This window comes from Burkholderia cepacia ATCC 25416 (assembly GCF_001411495.1).
Classification (GTDB): domain Bacteria; phylum Pseudomonadota; class Gammaproteobacteria; order Burkholderiales; family Burkholderiaceae; genus Burkholderia; species Burkholderia cepacia.
The window spans coordinates 223,445-241,033 of sequence record NZ_CP012983.1; the positions used below are offsets into that span (position 1 = coordinate 223,445).

Consider the following 17,589-nt stretch of genomic DNA (forward strand, 5'->3'; position numbering starts at 1 on the left):
GGCCGGACCGAAGTACGTTCGTGCACATGACGCGTGCACACCGGTGCGGTACCGATCCTGCGGTGCGGGCACTGGACTGGCGCGACTGCCTGGCGCTTAGCTGCCTTTTGTTTGCGCCGAAGGCCGGTGGTATTCGGGCCAAAGGCGTTTCACCAGATCGCGCGATGCGCCATATGCATGGCAACTGTCGATCTTGAGCGGCTTTCCGTCGCTGTCGCGCTCCTCGAGCGATGACTTCCGCATGCCGACCATTGTCTGATAGGCCGTGGTGGCGATCGGGCCGAGCAATTCCTTCAGGTGCGTGCACGTATCGCAGGACGGCAGGCGCTTGCGAACCTCGCTGTTCCAGCCGGCGCCGATGCGTAATCCGACGAGCGCCTGCAGCGAGTCGCCGCCACCCGGACACTGCGCATACGGATGTGACCGGAGGAACGTGGATACGGCGCGGACGATCATGTCGGCGTCGAAGACCAATGTCACGCCGAGGTCGTGGATCGGCGACAGCGCAGCGACCGTCCGGGTGCCGCCCGGCGGTGTGAAATCGAAAGCCTTGCGGTCCGCGAGGCAGGCTGTTACTTCGAACTGGCCGTCGCTGCGCCGATAGCCGCGCATGTCGATCTGCCGGTGGTGTATTTCCTCGCGCGTGATGCCGTCGTGCGGGATGTCGTGTGGGGGAACCATGTATCTGCTCCGTTTCGTGCGACCGGTTCTTTTTGCCGGCAAGCGAGATGTCGACGGCTGGCCCGGTGCGCAGCGAAAGAGGCCGAGGGATACCTCCGCCGCCATCGATCCGGCCATACTACGCACTTTTCGGCATCTTCGTACGCGACGGGATCGATGCGGACGCAACGAGTCGAGTATGGATATCGATGCGATCGACGGAGGCATTCGCATGTCGCCACACACGCGCTGCTTCGTCGCCGGGCGCTTCACATTGGCGCAATCGTCGATTCACACGCAACCGACGGCGCTGCCCGGGATCGCGAATGGCGACCGAGGTTCGCGGCGCATCGATGCGGCACGATCGGGGGCTGCGCCCGAAGGCGGCATACCTCGCATGGCGCGTCGGCCAGTGCCGCCGCCGGGGCAATCGCGGCGCGCAAGATGGCCCCGATTTCCGCCGACGAGGGTGAACGACGTGACTTCCGGAGACGTATCCATATAATGCGCAACACGACCGTACGGATGCATTTCCGGTACCCCGAATCGGGTCAATGCAGACCAGTGAGTCAACCGGCCGTCGCGCGTACCGGTATACTTCCACTCCTGCCTTGTCCGGCATCGTGGCCGGGTGCCTGAAAACAGAGTGGCGTGCGCGATGCGGCCCCGTAGTGTTCCGCCTCGGCGGCAGACGGGTCGCACGCATGGCGGCGAAGCGGGTGCGCCGCGCGGTGTGACCGCACGAACCACACCTTATATTCCTGGTGGATTGAATTTATGGGTTTTGAACAACTTGCCGAATTGCGGGCGCAGCTCGCAGCGAAGGCCAAGCAGGAGCGCAACGCGAAGCGGCCGGCAGCGCCGGCGGACACCGGCGCGAAGCCGAAGTCCGGCGACCAGCCGCAGCGTGGCGCCAAGCCGGCTGCGGCCGGCGGCAAAGCACCGCATCGCGCGAAGCCAGCATCGGCGAAGCCGTCGGCGCCGGTCGATCCGGTCATCGTTGCGATCGGCAAACTGCAGCGTAAGTTTCCGCGTGCGTTCCCGAAGAATCCGGCCCCCAAAGTGCCGCTCAAGGTTGGCATCTGGGACGACCTCGCGCGCGAAGCACAGGCCGTCGGGCTCAACGAAGCCGAACTGCGCGAAGCGATGTCGACGTGGTGCCGCGGCAACCGCTACTGGTCGTGCCTCGTCGAAGATGCCGTGCGGGTCGACCTGCAGGGCAACGAAGCAGGGCGCGTCACGCATGACGACGCAGCGCGGGCGCGCCGGCTGAAGGCTCGCCGCCCCGGCAAGGGCGCGGCGCAATCGGCCAAGGGCGCGCAGCAGCAGCCGAAGGCCGAGCAGCAGGCCGAGGCGGCCGCCGAGCCGCAACCGGCGAACGTGGAAGCACAAGCCGACGCAGTGCCGCAGGTCGAGCAGCAAACGGCCGGAAACGAGTAACCGGCACCGCGCGGCTGCATGCCGCGCGGCGCTGACCCGCATGCACATCGCCTGCGGCGAACGACACGACTGACTGACCTGCCTCGACAGAGGCAGGTCAGGACTCCTCCCACCGGCGCCTGACGCGCCGGGTTCTTATCTATCCCGCCTCGAACAGACCCTGCAACCGGACGAAGAAAGTTCGTCGATCGGTGCTGCACGCGCGATGTCTCGACTATGTCGTTTGCGCGTGGACGGTACGCATGTCCGGAACGCGACGACGCTTCATCCAGTTAATTCGGTTTCCTAAAATGGCGCAATGCCGGAAGCATCGACATGGCATGTGAGCGCTCGTGCCCGGTCGTCCTGACACGTTGACGCGCGATAATCTCGCCGGGGCACGTCGGTTCGTTCGCAAGTTGACGGGTGCGATGCAGCTTGCATTCAGAAAGGTACTGAACGCCAACCGCGACACAACCCGAAGCCGCTACCGGCGCCATTCAACATCAATCCAGTCCGATCATGCACTCGAGACATTCCGCGATTCTCGTCGCGCTCACCGCTGCCGCGCTGTTCGGCGCCGCGACACCGCTTGCCAAGGCGCTGATCGGCGCGATGTCGCCGTTCATGGTCGCCGGCCTGTTCTATCTCGGCAGCGGCGTCGGGCTCGGTATCGGTATCCTGCTTCGCCGCCTGCACGGCCGTCACGCATCGGCCGCAGACGCCGCGCCGCTGCAGCGCGCCGACCTGCCGTGGCTGGCCGGCGCGATCGCGGCGGGCGGGGTGGCCGGGCCGGCCTTGCTGATGCTCGGGCTATCGAGCACGCCGGCGGCGGCGAGCGCGTTGCTGCTCAATCTCGAAGGCGTGCTGACGGCCGTCATCGCATGGGTGGTGTTTCGCGAGAACGTGGATACGCAAGTGTTCCTCGGGATGGTCGCGATCGTCGCCGGCGGCACGCTGCTGTCGTGGACGCCAGGTCGGGCCGGTGTGCCGGTCGGCGCGTTGCTGATCATCGGTGCATGCCTGTGCTGGGCGATCGACAACAACCTGACCCGCAAGGTGGCCGCGAACGATGCGATGGTCATCGCGTGCGTGAAGGGGCTGATTGCAGGGCCCGTGAACATCGGCATCGCGCTGGCGACCGGCGCGACGCTGCCGGCTCTCCCGGTCACGGCCGCCGCGATGCTGACGGGGCTCGGCGGCTACGGGATCAGCCTCGTGCTGTTCGTCGTCGCGCTGCGTCATCTCGGCAGCGCGCGCACGGGCGCGTATTTCTCGATCGCGCCGTTGTTCGGCGTCGTGCTGTCGCTGCTGATCTGGCCCGCGCTGCCGCCCGCGACGTTCTGGATCGCTGCCGCGCTGATGGCGCTCGGTATCTGGCTGCATGTTCGCGAGCGGCATGAACACACGCATACGCACGAGCGGCTCGAGCACACGCACCGCCATCGGCACGACGAACATCACCAGCATGCGCACGACTTTACGTATGACGGCAACGAACCGCACACGCATCCGCACGTGCATCTGCCGATCACGCACAGCCATGCGCATTTTCCGGACATTCATCACCGGCACCGGCATTGACCGCACCACAAGCGGCGGACGAAGCGGCGCGTAAGGTAACCGTTTATGGGGCATGCGCTGCATCGCGCTCGCATCTGTTGGCAGCGCTGCCGGGTCGTGGTCGCAACAACGGGGGCGAGCCTGGTCTTCGCTCTGGATCAACCGGGGCGGCAATCTGTCCGGATCGATCGGTGAGCCGACTCTGCCGCCCCAGGCTCTGTGCGTGGGCCGATGCGCGCGGTCAACCGGTCGTTTGTTCGGGAATGCCGGCTGCGAGCCCATCGTCGAAGAGCGAGCGGAAGTTCGCGAGCCGGAAGCGGCGACTGAACCAACTCGCCGCCGCATCGAATTTGCGATGCGGATGGAATTCCGGCAACGGGTCGCGGCGCTCGATGTGTATCCAGCCGCAGTCGTGCCAGGTTTCAACGAACCCCGGTTTTTCGTAGAAGCGGAAGGCGGCTTCGAAGCCGCACGATGGCAGGCTGGGGGCCGCAATGCCGGCCAACGCGGCTTCTTCGGATGGCGATGCGACGAATCGAATCGGCAGCACGGGCTACCGTGGCGACTATCGCGCTTGAGGAAAGCAGGAGCCGAAATCCTCGCAGCCCGGGCACCCTGGCGCGGGGCCCGGCGGCACGTCGAGCGATGCCGCCACTTCCTGCGCGAAAAATTTCTTCCAGCGCAGGTGAGCGACGTTGCGTGCGGCAAGCGCGGGGAAATAGCGACCAAGCATCGCGGATACAGCGTCACGCCCGTCGAGCCCGAGATCGCGCCACAGATGATCGGGGCGCAGGCAGGCGTGCGCGATGATCGACGCGAGACAGCCGGCGTCGTCGTGGTCGACGGCGGGATTCGCGTCGTCCATCAGCCGCGCGTGCAGCGTCGCGATAAACGCAGCGTGGGTGGATGGCAGCAACGCTGTCGCGGCCGTTGGCACGAGAGCCGCGGCGTCGGCCGCAGGCAGGCGCGGAAACTGCCGCGCCAGCACGGCGGCCAGTTGCGGATGAGACAGGCCGAGCAGCCCGAGTTCGTTGCGGCGCGCGCGTGCCGCAACGAGCGTGCCGAACAGGCGTGCGTCGGGCGTGTCGGCGTTTGCAGCTGCGGACAGCAGCGACTGCAGCGCCCGTTGTCGAGCGTCATCGAACGCGGCGGTCATCGTAGGCGTCGGCGCGACAGCCGCACGGTACGATCCGCATGATCCGCACGAATGCGCGATGCCAAACAGATCGCCATCGCCATCGTTACGCGTTCACTCGACGCCGACGATCACGCTCGATGCCTTGAAGATCGCGGACGCAGCCGTACCGCTCGCGAGGCCGAGGCGATCGACGCTGTCGTTGGTGACGATCGCGACGATCTCGGCGCCGCCCGCGGCCTTGACCACGACTTCCGAATTGACCGCCCCTTTCGTGACCGACGATACGGTGCCCGCGACGCAGTTGCGGGCCGACACCTTGCTGCTGTCGACGTCGACCATCACGATGACCGAAGACGCCTTCACGAGTGCGAACGCCTTCGAGCCGGCCGCGAGGCCCAGCGAAGCCGCGCTGCCATGGGTGATCACGGCGACGATGTCGAGGCCGTCCTGCGTCCGGAGCGTGATTTCGTCGTTGACGGCACCGGTCTTGACGGCGCTGACCTGGCCGGCGAAATGGTTGCGGGCGCTGGTTCGCATGATGGATCTCCGGAAAATGAACCGCCCGGCGGGCGGCGAGTAAGAGACGGAAAAGTGCGGACGAGTTTACCTTCAATGCCGGCCCAATGCGGCTCGGGTTTGCGATGCCCGGCATTCCGGTTTCGCACGGTCGCACGGCTGCCCGGGGTGCCATGCGTCGGACGCTTCCGGAGAGCCCAGGCTGGCCGCGCGCGCGTCACCCGGCGAGATGATCAGCGGACGGCGCGCATAGCGCGTCAAACGCGCTCCTAGTTCTTCACCGGCAGGTTACTCGGCTGCGGTCACGGCGGCCGAGGCCGCCGACGCACCGCTTGCGGGTGCCGGCTTCGGTGTCTGTTTTGATATCTGTTTCGACGCGTCGGATGCCGCATCGTCATCCCATCCGCCGCCGAGCGCGAGGAAGAGCCGCACCTGGTCGGCCGCGACCTGGCCTTCGGCTGCCGCCACCTGCGCCTGCACGCTCGTCAGCGTGCGCGTCGCGTCGAGGTCGGAGATGAACGACTCGCGGCCGGCCACATAGAGACGATGCGTTTCGTCGGCGGAACTGCGTGCCGATTCATAAGCCGTGCGCAGTGCTTCCGTGCGCTGCACGTCGGCCGCGTAGGTCGCGAGGCTCGACTGCGTCTCGCGCAGCGCGTTCAGCACGACGCCGTCGAAGTGCGCGAGCGCGCCGCCCGTCGCGGCTTCGGCTTCGCGTACTCGCGCACGCTGGCCGTTGACGGGGAACGACCAGCTGATCAGCGGGCCGAACGACCAGCGATTCGTGTTGGACGAGAACAGGTCGGCGGCGACACCGACCGAGCCGGCCGACGCACCGATGCTGATCGACGGGTACAGCGCGGCGGTTGCCACCCCGATGCGCGCGGTCGCGGCGGCGAGTTGCCGCTCGGCTTCGCGCACGTCCGGGCGGCGGCGCAGCAACGCGGCGCCGTCGCCGATCGGAATCGGCTGGCGCAGCTTCGGCAGGCGCTCGCATTCGGCGACGGCCTTCGGCAGGTCGGCCGGCGAGCGCGCGAGCAGCGCGGCGAGCTGGTATTGCGCGACCTTGCGGCGGCCTTCGAAGCGCGGGATATCGGCGGCGAGGGTGCGCACCTGCGTCACGCCGCGCGTCACGTCGGTCTGGTTGCCGCGCCCGGCATCGCGCAGCCGCTGCGACAGCGCGACGCGCTGCTTCTGCAGCGCGAGCGACTGCTTCGCGATGGCCAGCTCGTCGCCGGCCGAGCACGATTCGACGTACGCGCGCACGACGTCGGCGACGACCGTGATGCGCGCCAGATCGCCGGCGGCCCTGACGGCCTCGCTGTCCGCGCGCGCGGCTTCGACGCCGCGCCGCAGCTTGCCGAACAGGTCGATCTCGTACGACACGTTGATGCCGACCGCGCCTTCGTTGACGACCGGCAGCTTGTTCTCGAGCAGGTATTGCTCGGCCGATTCCTGCGCGCGCTGCACGGCGGCTTCCGCGCCGCCCGAGAAGCCGCCCTGCTGGCTCGCGACTTCCAGCGCCGCGCGCGAGCGCGCGAGGTTGGCCGCGGCGACGCGCAGGTCGGTGTTCGACTTCAGTGCATCGCGCACGAGCGCGTTGAGCACGGGATCGTCGTAGAGCTGCCACCAGTTGCCGGGCACGGCGTCGCGCGACACGAGCGTGCCGTTCGCGTCGTCGAGCGCGTGGTTCGCGAGCGGCGCATTCACGTACGCCTGCTGCGGCAGCGTGTAATCGGGGCCGACGGACTTGCACGCGCCGAGTGCCAGCGCAAGCGGTGCGAGCGTCGCGGCGAGGCGCAGTCCATGCCGCTTCATTGCGATGCTCCCGTTGCGCTGGCGGCCGTGGCGGAAGCCGTCGAACCCGGCGCGACGGCCGACGCCGTGCCGGCGCCTGCCGGCTTCGCGTTGTCGTTGCGGCGCGTGTCGGCTTCGCGCATCGAGACGGTCGCGGTGCGGCCCGCGATCATGCGGAAATCGTCGGGCACTTCGTCGAGCACGACGCGCACCGGCACGCGTTGCGCGAGACGCACCCAGCTGAATGCCGGGTTCACGTTCGGCAGCAGGTTCGCACCCTGCGTGCGGTCGCGATCCTCGATCGCGGCGACGATGCTCTGCACGTGGCCGCGCAGCGTATGCGGTTCGCCCATCACGATGATGTCGACCGGCTGGCCGATGTGGATGCCGCGCAGCTTGGTTTCCTCGAAGTAGCCGTCGACGCGGAACGAATTGCGGTCGACGATCGACAGCACCGCGCGGCCGGCCGGTACGTATTCGCCGATGCGCGGCGCGCGGTCGTTCAGGTAGCCGTCTACGGGACTGACGATCGTCGTGCGCTGGAGGTTCAGCTTCGCGGTGTCGAGCGACACCTGCGCATCGGCGACGGCGGCTTCACCTTGTTCGACGCGCGTGCGGCTTTCCTCGACCTGTTCGCTCGCGACCAGGTTGCCGAGCTGCAGGTTGCGCGCGTATTCGCGCTTCGCCTGGGCGAGCGTCGCGCGGCGCTGGGCGAGCGTGGCTTCGGCGAGGCGTTCCGCGAGCGTGTAGCGGGCCTGGTCGATCACGAACAGCACCTGGCCGCGCTTGACCTCCTGGTTGTCGGCGACCTGCACCGACGTGATGAGGCCCGCCACGTCCGGCGCGACCTGGATCACGTCGGCGCGCACGTGACCGTCGCGGGTCCACGGCGAGAACATGTAGTAGTTGACGATGCGCCACAGCACGACGGCCGCCACGACGACGACGATCAGGGTAAGCAGGATTTGCCCTGCCGAGAGCCAGGTTTTTTTCACGGTTAGCTAGCCACGAGATGGTGGGAAACGATCACGACGGCGGCAAACACGAACACGTAGATGCCGAGGTCGAAGATCGAACGGTGCCAGACGAGGCGGTAGAAGCCGACGCGCTCGAGCACGGCGCGCACGACGATGTTGATCAGGTAGGCGATCAGCATCAGCACGAGCGGGGCCGGCACGAATACGCCGAAGATGTCGATTTCGCCGATCATGGTCGCGGTCGGAAAGACGGATGGGAAAGCGGGATCATGCGCGTGCTCCGTCGGGCGCCTGCGGCGGCTGCCCCGCCGCGGCCGGATACAGCGACAGGCGCAGGCCGACGAGCGCGTGCAGCGTGTCGCGCAGCCGGCGATGCGTGGCGGGCGTGGCCGACGCAGCGGGCGCGGCGTCGTGTTCCGCCGGCGTGGCGCCCGGCAGGTTGCGGCCCGCGACGCGCTGCAACGCGTCGTCGATGGTCGCGAGCAGCGCGGGCGGTGCCGGCTGGCGCGCGTTCGCGGCCGCGCAGCGTGCGTAGTGGTCGGTGACGCCGGCCAGCACGCGGTCGATCGCGTCGGGCACGTCGCCCGACAGCCGGCGGCGCGAGCGACGCAGGTCGAGCGCATTCAGTGCGATGCGCAGGTCGCGGAAGCTTTCGATCGACGGATGACGGTGATCGTCGGACGCGCCGAGACGCGGCAGCAGCTGCGTGACGCGGTCGAGCATCCGTGACGCGTGGTTGCGCTGGTCGTCGAGCGGCTGCGTCGACGCGGAGCGCGCGACGTCTTCCCAGCCCGAGCGCAGCAGGCGCCGCACCGCGAGCTCGGCGCCGAACGGCCGCGTCGCACGCGTCCACACATACGCGAACAGCAGCCCGGCGACGCCCGCGAGGTTGCTGTTCAGGAACACGAAGAAATCGGCGTCGTACGCACCCTGGATGCTGATGAAGGTGGCCGTGTTCACGGCGACGAGCATCGTCACCATGTTGAACTGCGGGCGCGGCAGCAGCGTGCCGATCAGGATGAACGGGCCCGCGAACATCACGACGAGCATCGCGAAATCGTGCACGTGCGGCAGCACGACGAACAGGTACAGGCCCGCGAACACCACGCTCGCGGTCGTCGCGAGGAAGAACTTGAACACCAGCGGCGCCGGCTCGTCGAGCGCGGCGAAGAAGCTGCACGACACGGCCACGAGCGTGACGGCCGCGGCGCCGTCGTGCCACCCGGACGCGATCCACAGCCAGCTCGCGAACACGATCGCGGCGGCGACGGTCAGCGTCGAGAACAGCATCATCCCGCGATCGAAGAAGCGCTCGGTGCCGCCGAGCCGCCAGTGCCGGTAGCGCGGCTGCCAGACGCCCGATTCGTTGCCGATCAGCGCGCGCAGCGAGCGGCAGTCCTGCCAGATGTCGATGACCTGGCGCAGCCGCCACAGCGCGTTCGACAGCAGCGCGCCGTCCCAGCTCGCGAGCGCGTCGTCGGCCGGCTGCAGCGCGGCAATGCGTTCGCGCAGGCGCTCCGCGACCGGGTCGTCGGTCATGTCGCCGTCGTTGCCGGCCTTGACCGCCGGCAACGGTGCGTCGAACCATTTCGCGGCATCGGCAAGCAGGTCGTCCAGCCCGGCCGGCCGGATATGCAGGTCGCGCATCAGCGCAATCAACGGATCGGCGAGCGACGACATCAGCGGCAGGAACAGCTGCATCCGGCCCGCGAGCGCCTGCGCACGCGCGAGGATGCGCGGATGCGCATGGTCGTAGCTCAGCTGGCTCAGCAGGAATTCGAGGCCGGTGATGGTTGCCGCGAGCCGTTGCCGGCACGCGGACAGCGCCTTGCCGGCAAGGTGCCCGGACAGCGTCTCGCGGCCGTAGAACGCGGCGTCCTTGAACCACGCATCGGTGCGCTCGATCAGCGTCGGCGCGAGCCGGTTCGGGAAGATGGCGCTGCCGACCACGCTCGCGCAGACGATGCCGAGCACGATCTCCTCGGTACGCGCGATCGCGACGTCGAACACGGTGGACGGATCGGTCACGGTCGGCAACGCGACGAGCGGCATCGTATAGCCGGCGAGCATGAACACGTAGCTGCGCGCGGTGCGGTCGGAGATCGCGAGGTAGAGCAGCGTGCCGCACCAGGTGGCGACGATGATCGCGAACAGCAGCGGCGTCTCGACGAACGGCGGCACGAAGAAGATCGCGGCAGCCGCGCCGAGCGCGGTGCCGAGCGCGCGATACAGCGCCTTCGAGCGTGTCGCGCCGACGAACGGGTTCGACACGATGTAGACGCTCGCCATCGCCCAGTACGGGCGCGGCAACTGGAAATACAGGCCGAGGTACAGCGCCAGCATCGACGCGGCGAACGTCTTGCCCGAGAACAGCCAGTCGCGAAGGCTCGGATAGGTCATGACGTGGCGTTGCCGGTGCGGGATGCGCGCGCGGCGGGTGGGGGCGATTCGGATGCATTGAATGCGTCGAGCACGCGCAGCGTTGCTTCGAGATCGGCGCGCGTGACACCCTTGAGCACCTGCGCACGCAGCACGCGCAGGTCTTCCTCCATCTTCGCGGTGACCGCGCGGCCGGCGGCCGTCAGCGAGATCGTCTTCGCGCGGCGATCGTGCGGATCCTCGTCGCGGCGCGCAAGGCCGGCCGCGCACAGCTGGTCGAGCAGGCGCACGAGCGACGGCCCTTCGATGCCGACGTGTTCGGCGAGCGTGCCTTGCCGCACGCCTTCGCCGAGGCGCCCGGCGATCAGCAGCGGTGTCGCGCAGGCCTCGGACACGTTGTACGCGTTCAGCACGCCGTCACTGGTGCGGCGCCACTTGCGCGCGGACAGCACGAGCAGGCTGCTGACGGCGAGGCGGAGGTCGTGCAGATTGGTCATGGGCGAGATGATAGGGGCAAAATAATTCGATAGCAAACTATCGTTTTTGTCACCCGTATGACACGTCGCGGCCGGCCCGTCTGAAGCAATTTAGGCGGCGTGCCGGCGGTGGTCAAGCCGCAAGGATGTCGGCCCGGCCCGCGCACGGCGACCGCGATCGAATGGTCAGACGAAAACCGTCCGGCGCGGCCACGTGGCGGGGGAGGCGGGTTCGAAGCCGGGAATCGGGAAGCGATTCGGGAAATCCGGCTTCGCGAAACGGCGCGCGGCGTGCATATTGAAGCCGTTGCAAGCCTCCCGGAGATTCCGCACGTGTCCACCCCATCCTCGCAGCCGTCCGCCCCGGCGTCGCTCGACGCGTGGCTCGGCAAGACCGAAACGCTCGGCGACGACATCACCGCGTTCCCGCTGAACGCGCTGGCCGCCACGCTCGACCGCCCGTCGCCCGGCGACGTCGTGCCGCCGATGTGGCACTGGCTCTATTTCCTGCCCGTCGCGCCGCTGGCCGAACTCGGCCCCGACGGCCACCCGAAGCGCGGCGCCTTCCTGCCGCCCGTGCCGCTGCCGCGCCGCATGTGGGCCGGCGGCCGCCTGACGTTCCATGCGCCGCTGCGCACCGGACGGCGCGCGATGCGCGAATCGACGATCGTGAACCTCGAGGACAAGACGGGCCGCAGCGGCCGGCTCGTCTTCGTGACGGTGCAGCACCGGATCGAGTGCGACGGCGTGCCGTGCGTCGAGGAGGAGCACGACATCGTCTATCGCGATGCGCCGCAGCCGGGCGCACCCGCGCCGAAGCCGATCGCGGCGCCGGCAGGCGAGGCGTGGTCGCGCACGGTCATGGCCGACGCGGTGATGCTGTTCCGCTATTCGGCGCTGACCTTCAATGGCCACCGCATCCACTACGACCGCAGCTACGTGACGCAGGAGGAAGGCTATCCGGGGCTCGTCGTGCACGGCCCGCTGATCGCGACGCTGCTCGTCGATCTCGTGCGGCGCGAACGGCCCGATGCCGCGCTCGCGAGCTTTGCGTTCCGCGCGGTGCGCCCGACGTTCGACGGGGAGCCGTTTACGCTGTGCGGCAAGCCGTCGGACGACGGCAAGACGATCGAGCTGTGGGCGAAGGGTCGCGACGGCTGGCTGACGATGCAGGCCACCGCGACCGTTGCGTGACGGGCGCCGTTCGGTTCGTCCGCGTCGCGGCAGGATCCGTACGCGGACGAACGGTGGTGCCCGCCGCAGCTGCTCGGGCGAGCATGCGGGCGGGCCCCGGCGCTCGTCGCGAAACCGCTGTAAGCTGCGAGCTGGCCGCGTGCCGTCCTGCCCGACGGTGCGGCGCGCGGCCGGCCTTTCCACCTTCCATGCATCGCATCAGGAGCACGTATCTTGGCCACCTACATTGTGTTTACACGTGAAAGCACGCAGGACCAGCACGAACTCGACGTCTACCAGAGCAAGGTCGGCGCGACGCTCGCCGGGCATCCGGTCAAGGTGCTCGCCGCCTATGGCCCGCAGGAAACACTGGAGGGCGAAGGCCCGGAAGGTGTCGTGATCGTCGAGTTTCCGTCGAAGGAAGCCGCGCACGCGTGGTATCACGGCCCCGAATACCAGGACGTCGTCCAGCATCGTTTCAAGGGCGCGCGCTATCGCGCCGTGCTGGTGGAAGGCGTCTGAACGACCCGCATCGGACGCCCGGCACGCCCATGAACACATCGAACCCCGCCACTGCGACCGTCCGACCGCCGATGGGCCGCGCCACGACCGTGCTGCTCGCGATCAGCGTCGTGTTCTATCTGGTCGCCATGTTCACCGCGCCGTTCCGCACGGGCGCACCCGATCCGCATCCCTGGGCCGACGGCTGGCAGGTGCTGCTGACCGGCTGGATGGGCCTTTTCTTCGGCATCTTCGCGTGGCTCGCGAACCCGCTCGTGTTCGCGGCCTGGTGGCTGATCGCGAAGCGCCGGCGCACGCAGGCGGTCACCCTGGCCGTGCTCGCGCTGCTGTTCGGGTCGAGCTTCCTGACGCAGCATCGGATCGTCGTCAATGAAGCCGGCGGGGTCGAGCCGGTTCATCTCGATGCAATCGGCTACTGGTGCTGGCTCGCGAGTTTCGGCATGGCCGCAATCGGCGCCGCGCTGCTGCCGGGGCGAACCGGGACGCGTGCGGCAGGTTGATGCGGGTGGCCCGCATCAGCCTGCCGCCACCGCTTATCGCACGTGCGGCTGCAATGCGCGCAACCAGTACGACACCGCCGCCGCACCACCATCCGGCGTGCCGATCGCGCGCTCGCCGAGATAACTCGCGCGCCCCGCGCGCGGCGTCATCTGCGCGGTTTCCTGTGCACCCTGCTCGGCGGCTTCGATCGCCGCCGCCCATGCGCCCGCGTGATCGCGATCGTTGTCGAGCGCCCGTTCGAATGCCGCGACGGCCGGCACCAGCGCATCGAGCATCGTCCGGTCGCCGGCGTGCGCGCCGCCCAGTTCGCTGATCGAGTCCACCGCGCCGTGGAACGCCGCGGCCCAGTCGCGTGCCGACGGCTCGGCGACATCGGCCAGCCGGCGGGATGCGCGCAGCAGCGCGGTCGCATAGAACGGCCCCGAGCTGCCCGCGATGGCGCGGCGCAACGCGGCGCCGAGCGCCGCGAGTACGCCGGCCGGCGAGCCGTATGCGGTTTCCGGCAGCGCGAGGATCGCCTGTGCGGCGCGCAGCATGCTCGCACCGAGATCGCCGTCGCCGGCGGCCGCATCGAGGTCCGTCAGCGTCTGCTCATGATCGATCAGCGTCTGCGCGACCGCATGCAGTGCCGGTTGCAGGCGCGCCGCCCACGCGCGGCCGGTCGCATCGAGCGGCGGCAGCGGCGCTTCTTGCGCAGCGGCCTCGGCCACGCGGATCTGCGTATTCACCGCGCCGCCGCCCGGCCATGCGCGCGCCTGCGTCGGCGCGTCGAGCAGCACCGCGCGTTCGTCGTTCAGCCGCAGCACGGAAATCGAGCAGCCGGGCATGTTCAATGCCGACAGGAACGTGCCGGCCCACGCGCGTGAGACGACGATGCCGCGCCGCGTCAGGTTGTCGTGCGCGGCGCGCAGCACGATGGCGAGTTCCATGTCCGGCGTCGCGCCGAGGCCGTTGACGAACAGCGCGACGCGTTCGCCGCGGTCGAGCACGAGATCGGCGACGATGCTCGACAGCAGCGTGTCGGCCAGCGCATCGGCCGGCAGCGGCGCGCGGCGTTCGACGCCTTTCTCGCCGTGGATGCCGAGGCCGAGTTCGATCTCGTGATCGCCAAGGCTGAAGCCCGACTTGTCGGCGCCGGGGATCGTGCAGCCGTCGAGCGCGACGCCCATCGTGCCCAACTCGGCCGCCGCGTCGCGCGCGATGGCCGCGACGCGTGCGAGCGGCAGCCCGCGCGCGGCAGCCGCGCCGGCGAGCTTGTGGATCAGCACGGTGCCGGCGATCCCGCGCCGCTGGCCGCGCTCGACGCGGCCGCGCAGCGAGACGTCGTCGGCGACGATCACCGTCTCGACCGGAATGCCTTCCGCGCGCGCCAGCTCGGCGGCGAGCCCGAAATTGAGCCGGTCGCCCGTGTAGTTCTTCACGATCAGCAGTGCGCCGTTCGGGCCCGCGCTGGCACGGATCGCGGCGAGCACCGCGTCGGTGGACGGCGACGTGAACACTTCGCCGCAGACGGCCGCGCTCAGCATCCCTTCGCCGACATAACCGCCGTGCGCGGGCTCGTGGCCGCTGCCGCCGCCGGAGAGGACGGCGACGGGGCGCTGCGCCGGCTCGGGCAGCGGCTGGCGGACGAGCACGTGCTCGTCGCCGAGGATCGCGACATGCGGCGACTGCCGCGCGATGCCTTCCAGCATTTCTCGGACGACATCGGACGGGCGGTTGACAAGCTTTTTCATGGCGACGGGTTCCGGACGGGTGAACGAGGCACGGCCGGGCCCGCACGGGCGCCGGACGGCCTTTCGTGTTGCGGAGGATCGTGCGTGCGCCCTGTCGCCGGGCCCGGGCGGTCATGCAACGGACGACCGGATGCGGGAGGGGAACGAGGCGCGCGCCTCGCGCCACGATACATCAGGTTCGAACCTTGCCGCACGGATCGCGGCGCGAAACGCGCCGGAGCGGGGCGGCGGCGTGCTCCCATGCGCGGCTACTTCATTGCCGCGATCTCCTTCGCGCGAATCAGCCTGGCGCGCAGCACGTTGCGGCTGATGCCGAGCAGCCGTGCGGCCTGGATCTGGTTGCGGTGGCTGAATTCGAACGCGACGCGCATCACGGTGTCCTCGATGCGCTCGAACAGGTTGCCGTGATCCTCGTCGAACAGCGCACGCAGCGCGCGTTCGAGTGCAGCCTGCGCGCCGGCTGCCGGGTCGGGTTCCTGCGCCGGTGCATGCACGGCGGCCGTCGCGTCGGGCGACGCGAGATGCAGGTCGGCCTCCTGCAGTGCGTCGTGGCGGCTCACGAGCAGCGCGTGATGGATCACGTTCTCGAGTTCGCGGATATTGCCAGGCCAGCCGTATGCCTGGAGCCGGCGCTCGGCGCGCGGGTCGATGCTGCGCGGCCCGTAGCCGAGGCGGCTCCGGTAGTCGTCGAAGAAGTGGCGCGCGAGCGGCAGAATGTCGCCGGGGCGCTCGCGCAACGTCGGCACCGCGAGCTGCACGACGTTGAGCCGATAGAACAGGTCGCCGCGAAACTGCCCGTGCGCGACGGCCTGCTGCAGATCGACGTTGGTCGCGGCAACCACGCGCACGTCGATCGGCACGCCCGTGCGCGAGCCGAGCCGCACGACCTCGCGCTCCTGCAGCACGCGCAGCAGCTTGACCTGCATCGACAGCGGCAGGTCGCCGATCTCGTCGAGAAACAGCGTGCCGCCGTTCGCGGCTTCGAACCAGCCGGGCTTCGCGCTGAACGCGCCCGTAAACGCGCCCTTCTCGTGGCCGAACAGTTCGCTCTCGACGAGCGTCTCGGAGAAGGCACCGCAGTTCACCGCGACGAACGGCCCGTTGCTGCGGCGACTGAGGCCGTGCACGTGCCGCGCGATCAGTTCCTTGCCGGTGCCGGTTTCGCCGACGATCAGCACGTTCGCGTCGCTCGGCGCGACCAGGCGAATCCGTTCGAGGAGCGCGACCGAGCGCGGATCGACGAACACCTGCGCGCGGGCGCGAATGGACGTCGCCAGCGCGGGCCGGTCGGGCAGCGTGAGGACGGGCGCGGCGTCGGGCCACGCATCGGAAGGGGAGCGGTTCACGAGTAGAAGCCCGGCGTCGGCCAGGTTCGCTTGAGCGCCCATTCGCCGATCTCGCGAATCTTGTACGCGAGCGGATCGTGGAGCGTATGGGTGCGCAGGTTGCGCCAGTGCCGGTCGAGCCGCAGCGCGCCATGCGTCGCGCGCGCGCCGGCGACGTCGAACATGCGCGTGCAGAGATCGAGCCCGGTGCGGGTGGCCGACACCTTTGCCGCGGCCGTGGCGAGCGCGACCTCGCCGCGCTCCGCATGCGTGAGCGCCTCATCGCGCGCCCACGCGGCGTCGAGGCGATCCGCCGCGCGGTCGGCGAGCACGCGCGCGGCTTCGAGCCCGACCCAGAATTCGCCGTACTGGCCGAGGATGTACGGATCGTCGCCGGTGCTCGCGACTTGCGCGCCGGGCCACGGCCGCGCTTCGTGCAGCGTGTAGTGCCGCGCGTCGCTGAACGCGGCTTCGGCGATGCCGAGATACACGTTCGTCAGCACGAGCTGCGCGACGAGCGGGCGCAGGCACGCGAACGGCGTCGACAGCGGGCCGGGGTCCGTCAGCAGTTCGTGTTCCTCGACGCGCACTTTCTCGAACGTGACCGTGCCGCTGTCGGTCTGGCGCTGGCCGATGTTGTTCCAGTCGTCGGCGATCGAGATGCCGCTGCGCTGCGTCGGCACGGCCGCGATCAGGAACGCGCGTGTCTGCGCGTCGTGCGCGGACGCGATCAGCATCTGCGAATCGAGTGCCCCCGAACAAAAGCTCTTCTGGCCGCTGAACTCGTGCCATGCGCCGCGCGAACGGCTGACCGTGCGTTCGTCGAGCGGATTCAGCGCATTGCCCCAGAACCACTGCTGGCGCGCGGTTCGCTCGAACCACGATTCCCACTGCGCGGGCGTGCCGAACAGCCGCACGGTCGCGAGCATCAGGTGATGGAAGCCGAACACGTGCGCGAGCGAACTGTCGGCGGCCGCGAGCACGCGAACCGCGTCGAACGTCGTGCGCCAGCTTGCGCCGAGGCCGCCGTAGGCGGCGGGGATGCTCAACGCGAGGAGGCCGCTGTCGCGCAACTGGTCGCGCTCGGCCTTCGGCGTGCCGCCCTGCTGGTCGCGTTCGGCCGCAGTTCGTGCAAAGCCGGCCGCCAGGCGTCCGGCGGTTTGCAGCGCGTCGGGAGGAGCCGGTTCGTCGCGGGACGGCGCGACGACGCGCAGGCTTTCCGCGCGGGGCGATACGGAAATGGATGTCATGGCGATGAATGCGTCGGGTCGCTGCACGAAAACGGCCAGGCTGCATCGGTCGTTGCCGACCGGGTGCTGCGTGATCAGCAGAGTGTTCAACGTTTTGCGCAACGCGGGAAACATCGATTTCTGATAACCAATGCCGGATTGCTGCGCTGGACGCCGCGCG

Annotated in this window: 17 protein-coding genes; 5 read left to right on the top strand and 12 right to left on the bottom strand. The window is 69.0% G+C overall.

The features are described 5' to 3' along the window. Positions 1–96: 96 nt before the first annotated feature. Positions 97–681 (bottom strand): DUF2889 domain-containing protein, encoded by a 585-nt coding sequence (locus APZ15_RS33340; RefSeq protein WP_027792196.1) that lies wholly within the window; start codon positions 679–681, stop codon positions 97–99. 756 nt (positions 682–1,437) lie between these two features. On the opposite strand from APZ15_RS33340, the gene APZ15_RS33345 reads away from it, so the two are divergent. Together APZ15_RS33345 and APZ15_RS33350 are read left to right on the top strand one after the other, a co-directional pair. Beyond that, entirely contained in the window at positions 1,438–2,100 is a 663-nt protein-coding gene (locus APZ15_RS33345) for a ProQ/FinO family protein (RefSeq protein ID WP_021163663.1), read from the top strand. Positions 2,101–2,601: 501 nt separating this feature from the next. Then, positions 2,602–3,663, top strand: coding sequence for a DMT family transporter (locus APZ15_RS33350; RefSeq protein WP_027792195.1), 1,062 nt, complete (start codon positions 2,602–2,604; stop codon positions 3,661–3,663). Between the two features lie 220 nt (positions 3,664–3,883). Here the strand turns inward: APZ15_RS33350 and APZ15_RS33355 are convergent, their stop codons facing one another. The 8 genes from APZ15_RS33355 to APZ15_RS33390 form a co-directional block, all read right to left on the bottom strand. Further along, the gene (locus APZ15_RS33355; RefSeq protein WP_063623168.1) at positions 3,884–4,192 is read right to left on the bottom strand and encodes a VOC family protein; all 309 of its coding nucleotides are present in this window, start codon (positions 4,190–4,192) and stop codon (positions 3,884–3,886) included. Positions 4,193–4,207: 15 nt separating this feature from the next. After that, entirely contained in the window at positions 4,208–4,798 is a 591-nt protein-coding gene (locus APZ15_RS33360; protein WP_027792194.1) for a nitrogen fixation protein NifQ, read from the bottom strand. Positions 4,799–4,891: 93 nt separating this feature from the next. After that, positions 4,892–5,317 carry a TOBE domain-containing protein gene (locus APZ15_RS33365; protein ID WP_027792193.1) on the bottom strand — a complete coding sequence of 142 codons (426 nt, stop codon included), beginning with the start codon at positions 5,315–5,317 and terminating at the stop codon, positions 4,892–4,894. 267 nt (positions 5,318–5,584) lie between these two features. Further along, positions 5,585–7,114 (bottom strand): efflux transporter outer membrane subunit, encoded by a 1,530-nt coding sequence (locus tag APZ15_RS33370; protein ID WP_027792192.1) that lies wholly within the window; start codon positions 7,112–7,114, stop codon positions 5,585–5,587. Beyond that, a complete protein-coding gene (locus APZ15_RS33375) occupies positions 7,111–8,088 on the bottom strand; it encodes an efflux RND transporter periplasmic adaptor subunit (protein WP_027792191.1) in 978 nt (325 codons plus the stop codon). Before APZ15_RS33375 ends, APZ15_RS33370 begins: the two co-directional genes overlap by 4 nt. A 2-nt stretch (positions 8,089–8,090) precedes the next feature. Then, the gene (locus tag APZ15_RS33380) at positions 8,091–8,303 is read right to left on the bottom strand and encodes a DUF1656 domain-containing protein (protein ID WP_027792190.1); all 213 of its coding nucleotides are present in this window, start codon (positions 8,301–8,303) and stop codon (positions 8,091–8,093) included. Positions 8,304–8,337: 34 nt separating this feature from the next. Then, positions 8,338–10,470: an FUSC family protein gene (locus APZ15_RS33385; protein WP_027792189.1), complete on the bottom strand. Its 2,133-nt coding sequence runs from the start codon at positions 10,468–10,470 to the stop codon at positions 8,338–8,340. Further along, positions 10,467–10,946, bottom strand: coding sequence for a MarR family winged helix-turn-helix transcriptional regulator (locus APZ15_RS33390; protein WP_027792188.1), 480 nt, complete (start codon positions 10,944–10,946; stop codon positions 10,467–10,469). The genes APZ15_RS33385 and APZ15_RS33390 overlap by 4 nt, the downstream gene beginning before the upstream one ends. A gap of 312 nt (positions 10,947–11,258) precedes the next feature. Between APZ15_RS33390 and APZ15_RS33395 the strand changes: the two genes are divergently transcribed. The 3 genes from APZ15_RS33395 to APZ15_RS33405 all read left to right on the top strand — a co-directional run bounded on the left by APZ15_RS33395 (position 11,259) and on the right by APZ15_RS33405 (position 13,120). After that, entirely contained in the window at positions 11,259–12,119 is an 861-nt protein-coding gene (locus APZ15_RS33395; RefSeq protein ID WP_027792187.1) for an HTD2 family dehydratase, read from the top strand. Positions 12,120–12,332: 213 nt separating this feature from the next. After that, the gene (locus APZ15_RS33400; protein WP_021160733.1) at positions 12,333–12,620 is read left to right on the top strand and encodes a DUF1330 domain-containing protein; all 288 of its coding nucleotides are present in this window, start codon (positions 12,333–12,335) and stop codon (positions 12,618–12,620) included. A 29-nt stretch (positions 12,621–12,649) separates the two neighbouring features. Further along, a complete protein-coding gene (locus APZ15_RS33405; RefSeq protein WP_138143341.1) occupies positions 12,650–13,120 on the top strand; it encodes a hypothetical protein in 471 nt (156 codons plus the stop codon). A 33-nt stretch (positions 13,121–13,153) separates the two neighbouring features. Here the strand turns inward: APZ15_RS33405 and APZ15_RS33410 are convergent, their stop codons facing one another. From APZ15_RS33410 to APZ15_RS33420, 3 genes are all read right to left on the bottom strand, one after another. Further along, entirely contained in the window at positions 13,154–14,854 is a 1,701-nt protein-coding gene (locus tag APZ15_RS33410) for a dihydroxyacetone kinase family protein (RefSeq protein WP_027792185.1), read from the bottom strand. Positions 14,855–15,102: 248 nt separating this feature from the next. Further along, on the bottom strand, positions 15,103–16,242 hold the full coding sequence (locus APZ15_RS33415) for a sigma-54 interaction domain-containing protein (protein WP_051363322.1): 1,140 nt from the start codon (positions 16,240–16,242) through the stop codon (positions 15,103–15,105). Next, positions 16,197–17,429: an acyl-CoA dehydrogenase family protein gene (locus tag APZ15_RS33420; RefSeq protein WP_027792183.1), complete on the bottom strand. Its 1,233-nt coding sequence runs from the start codon at positions 17,427–17,429 to the stop codon at positions 16,197–16,199. Before APZ15_RS33420 ends, APZ15_RS33415 begins: the two co-directional genes overlap by 46 nt. Between the last annotated feature and the right edge of the window lie 160 nt (positions 17,430–17,589).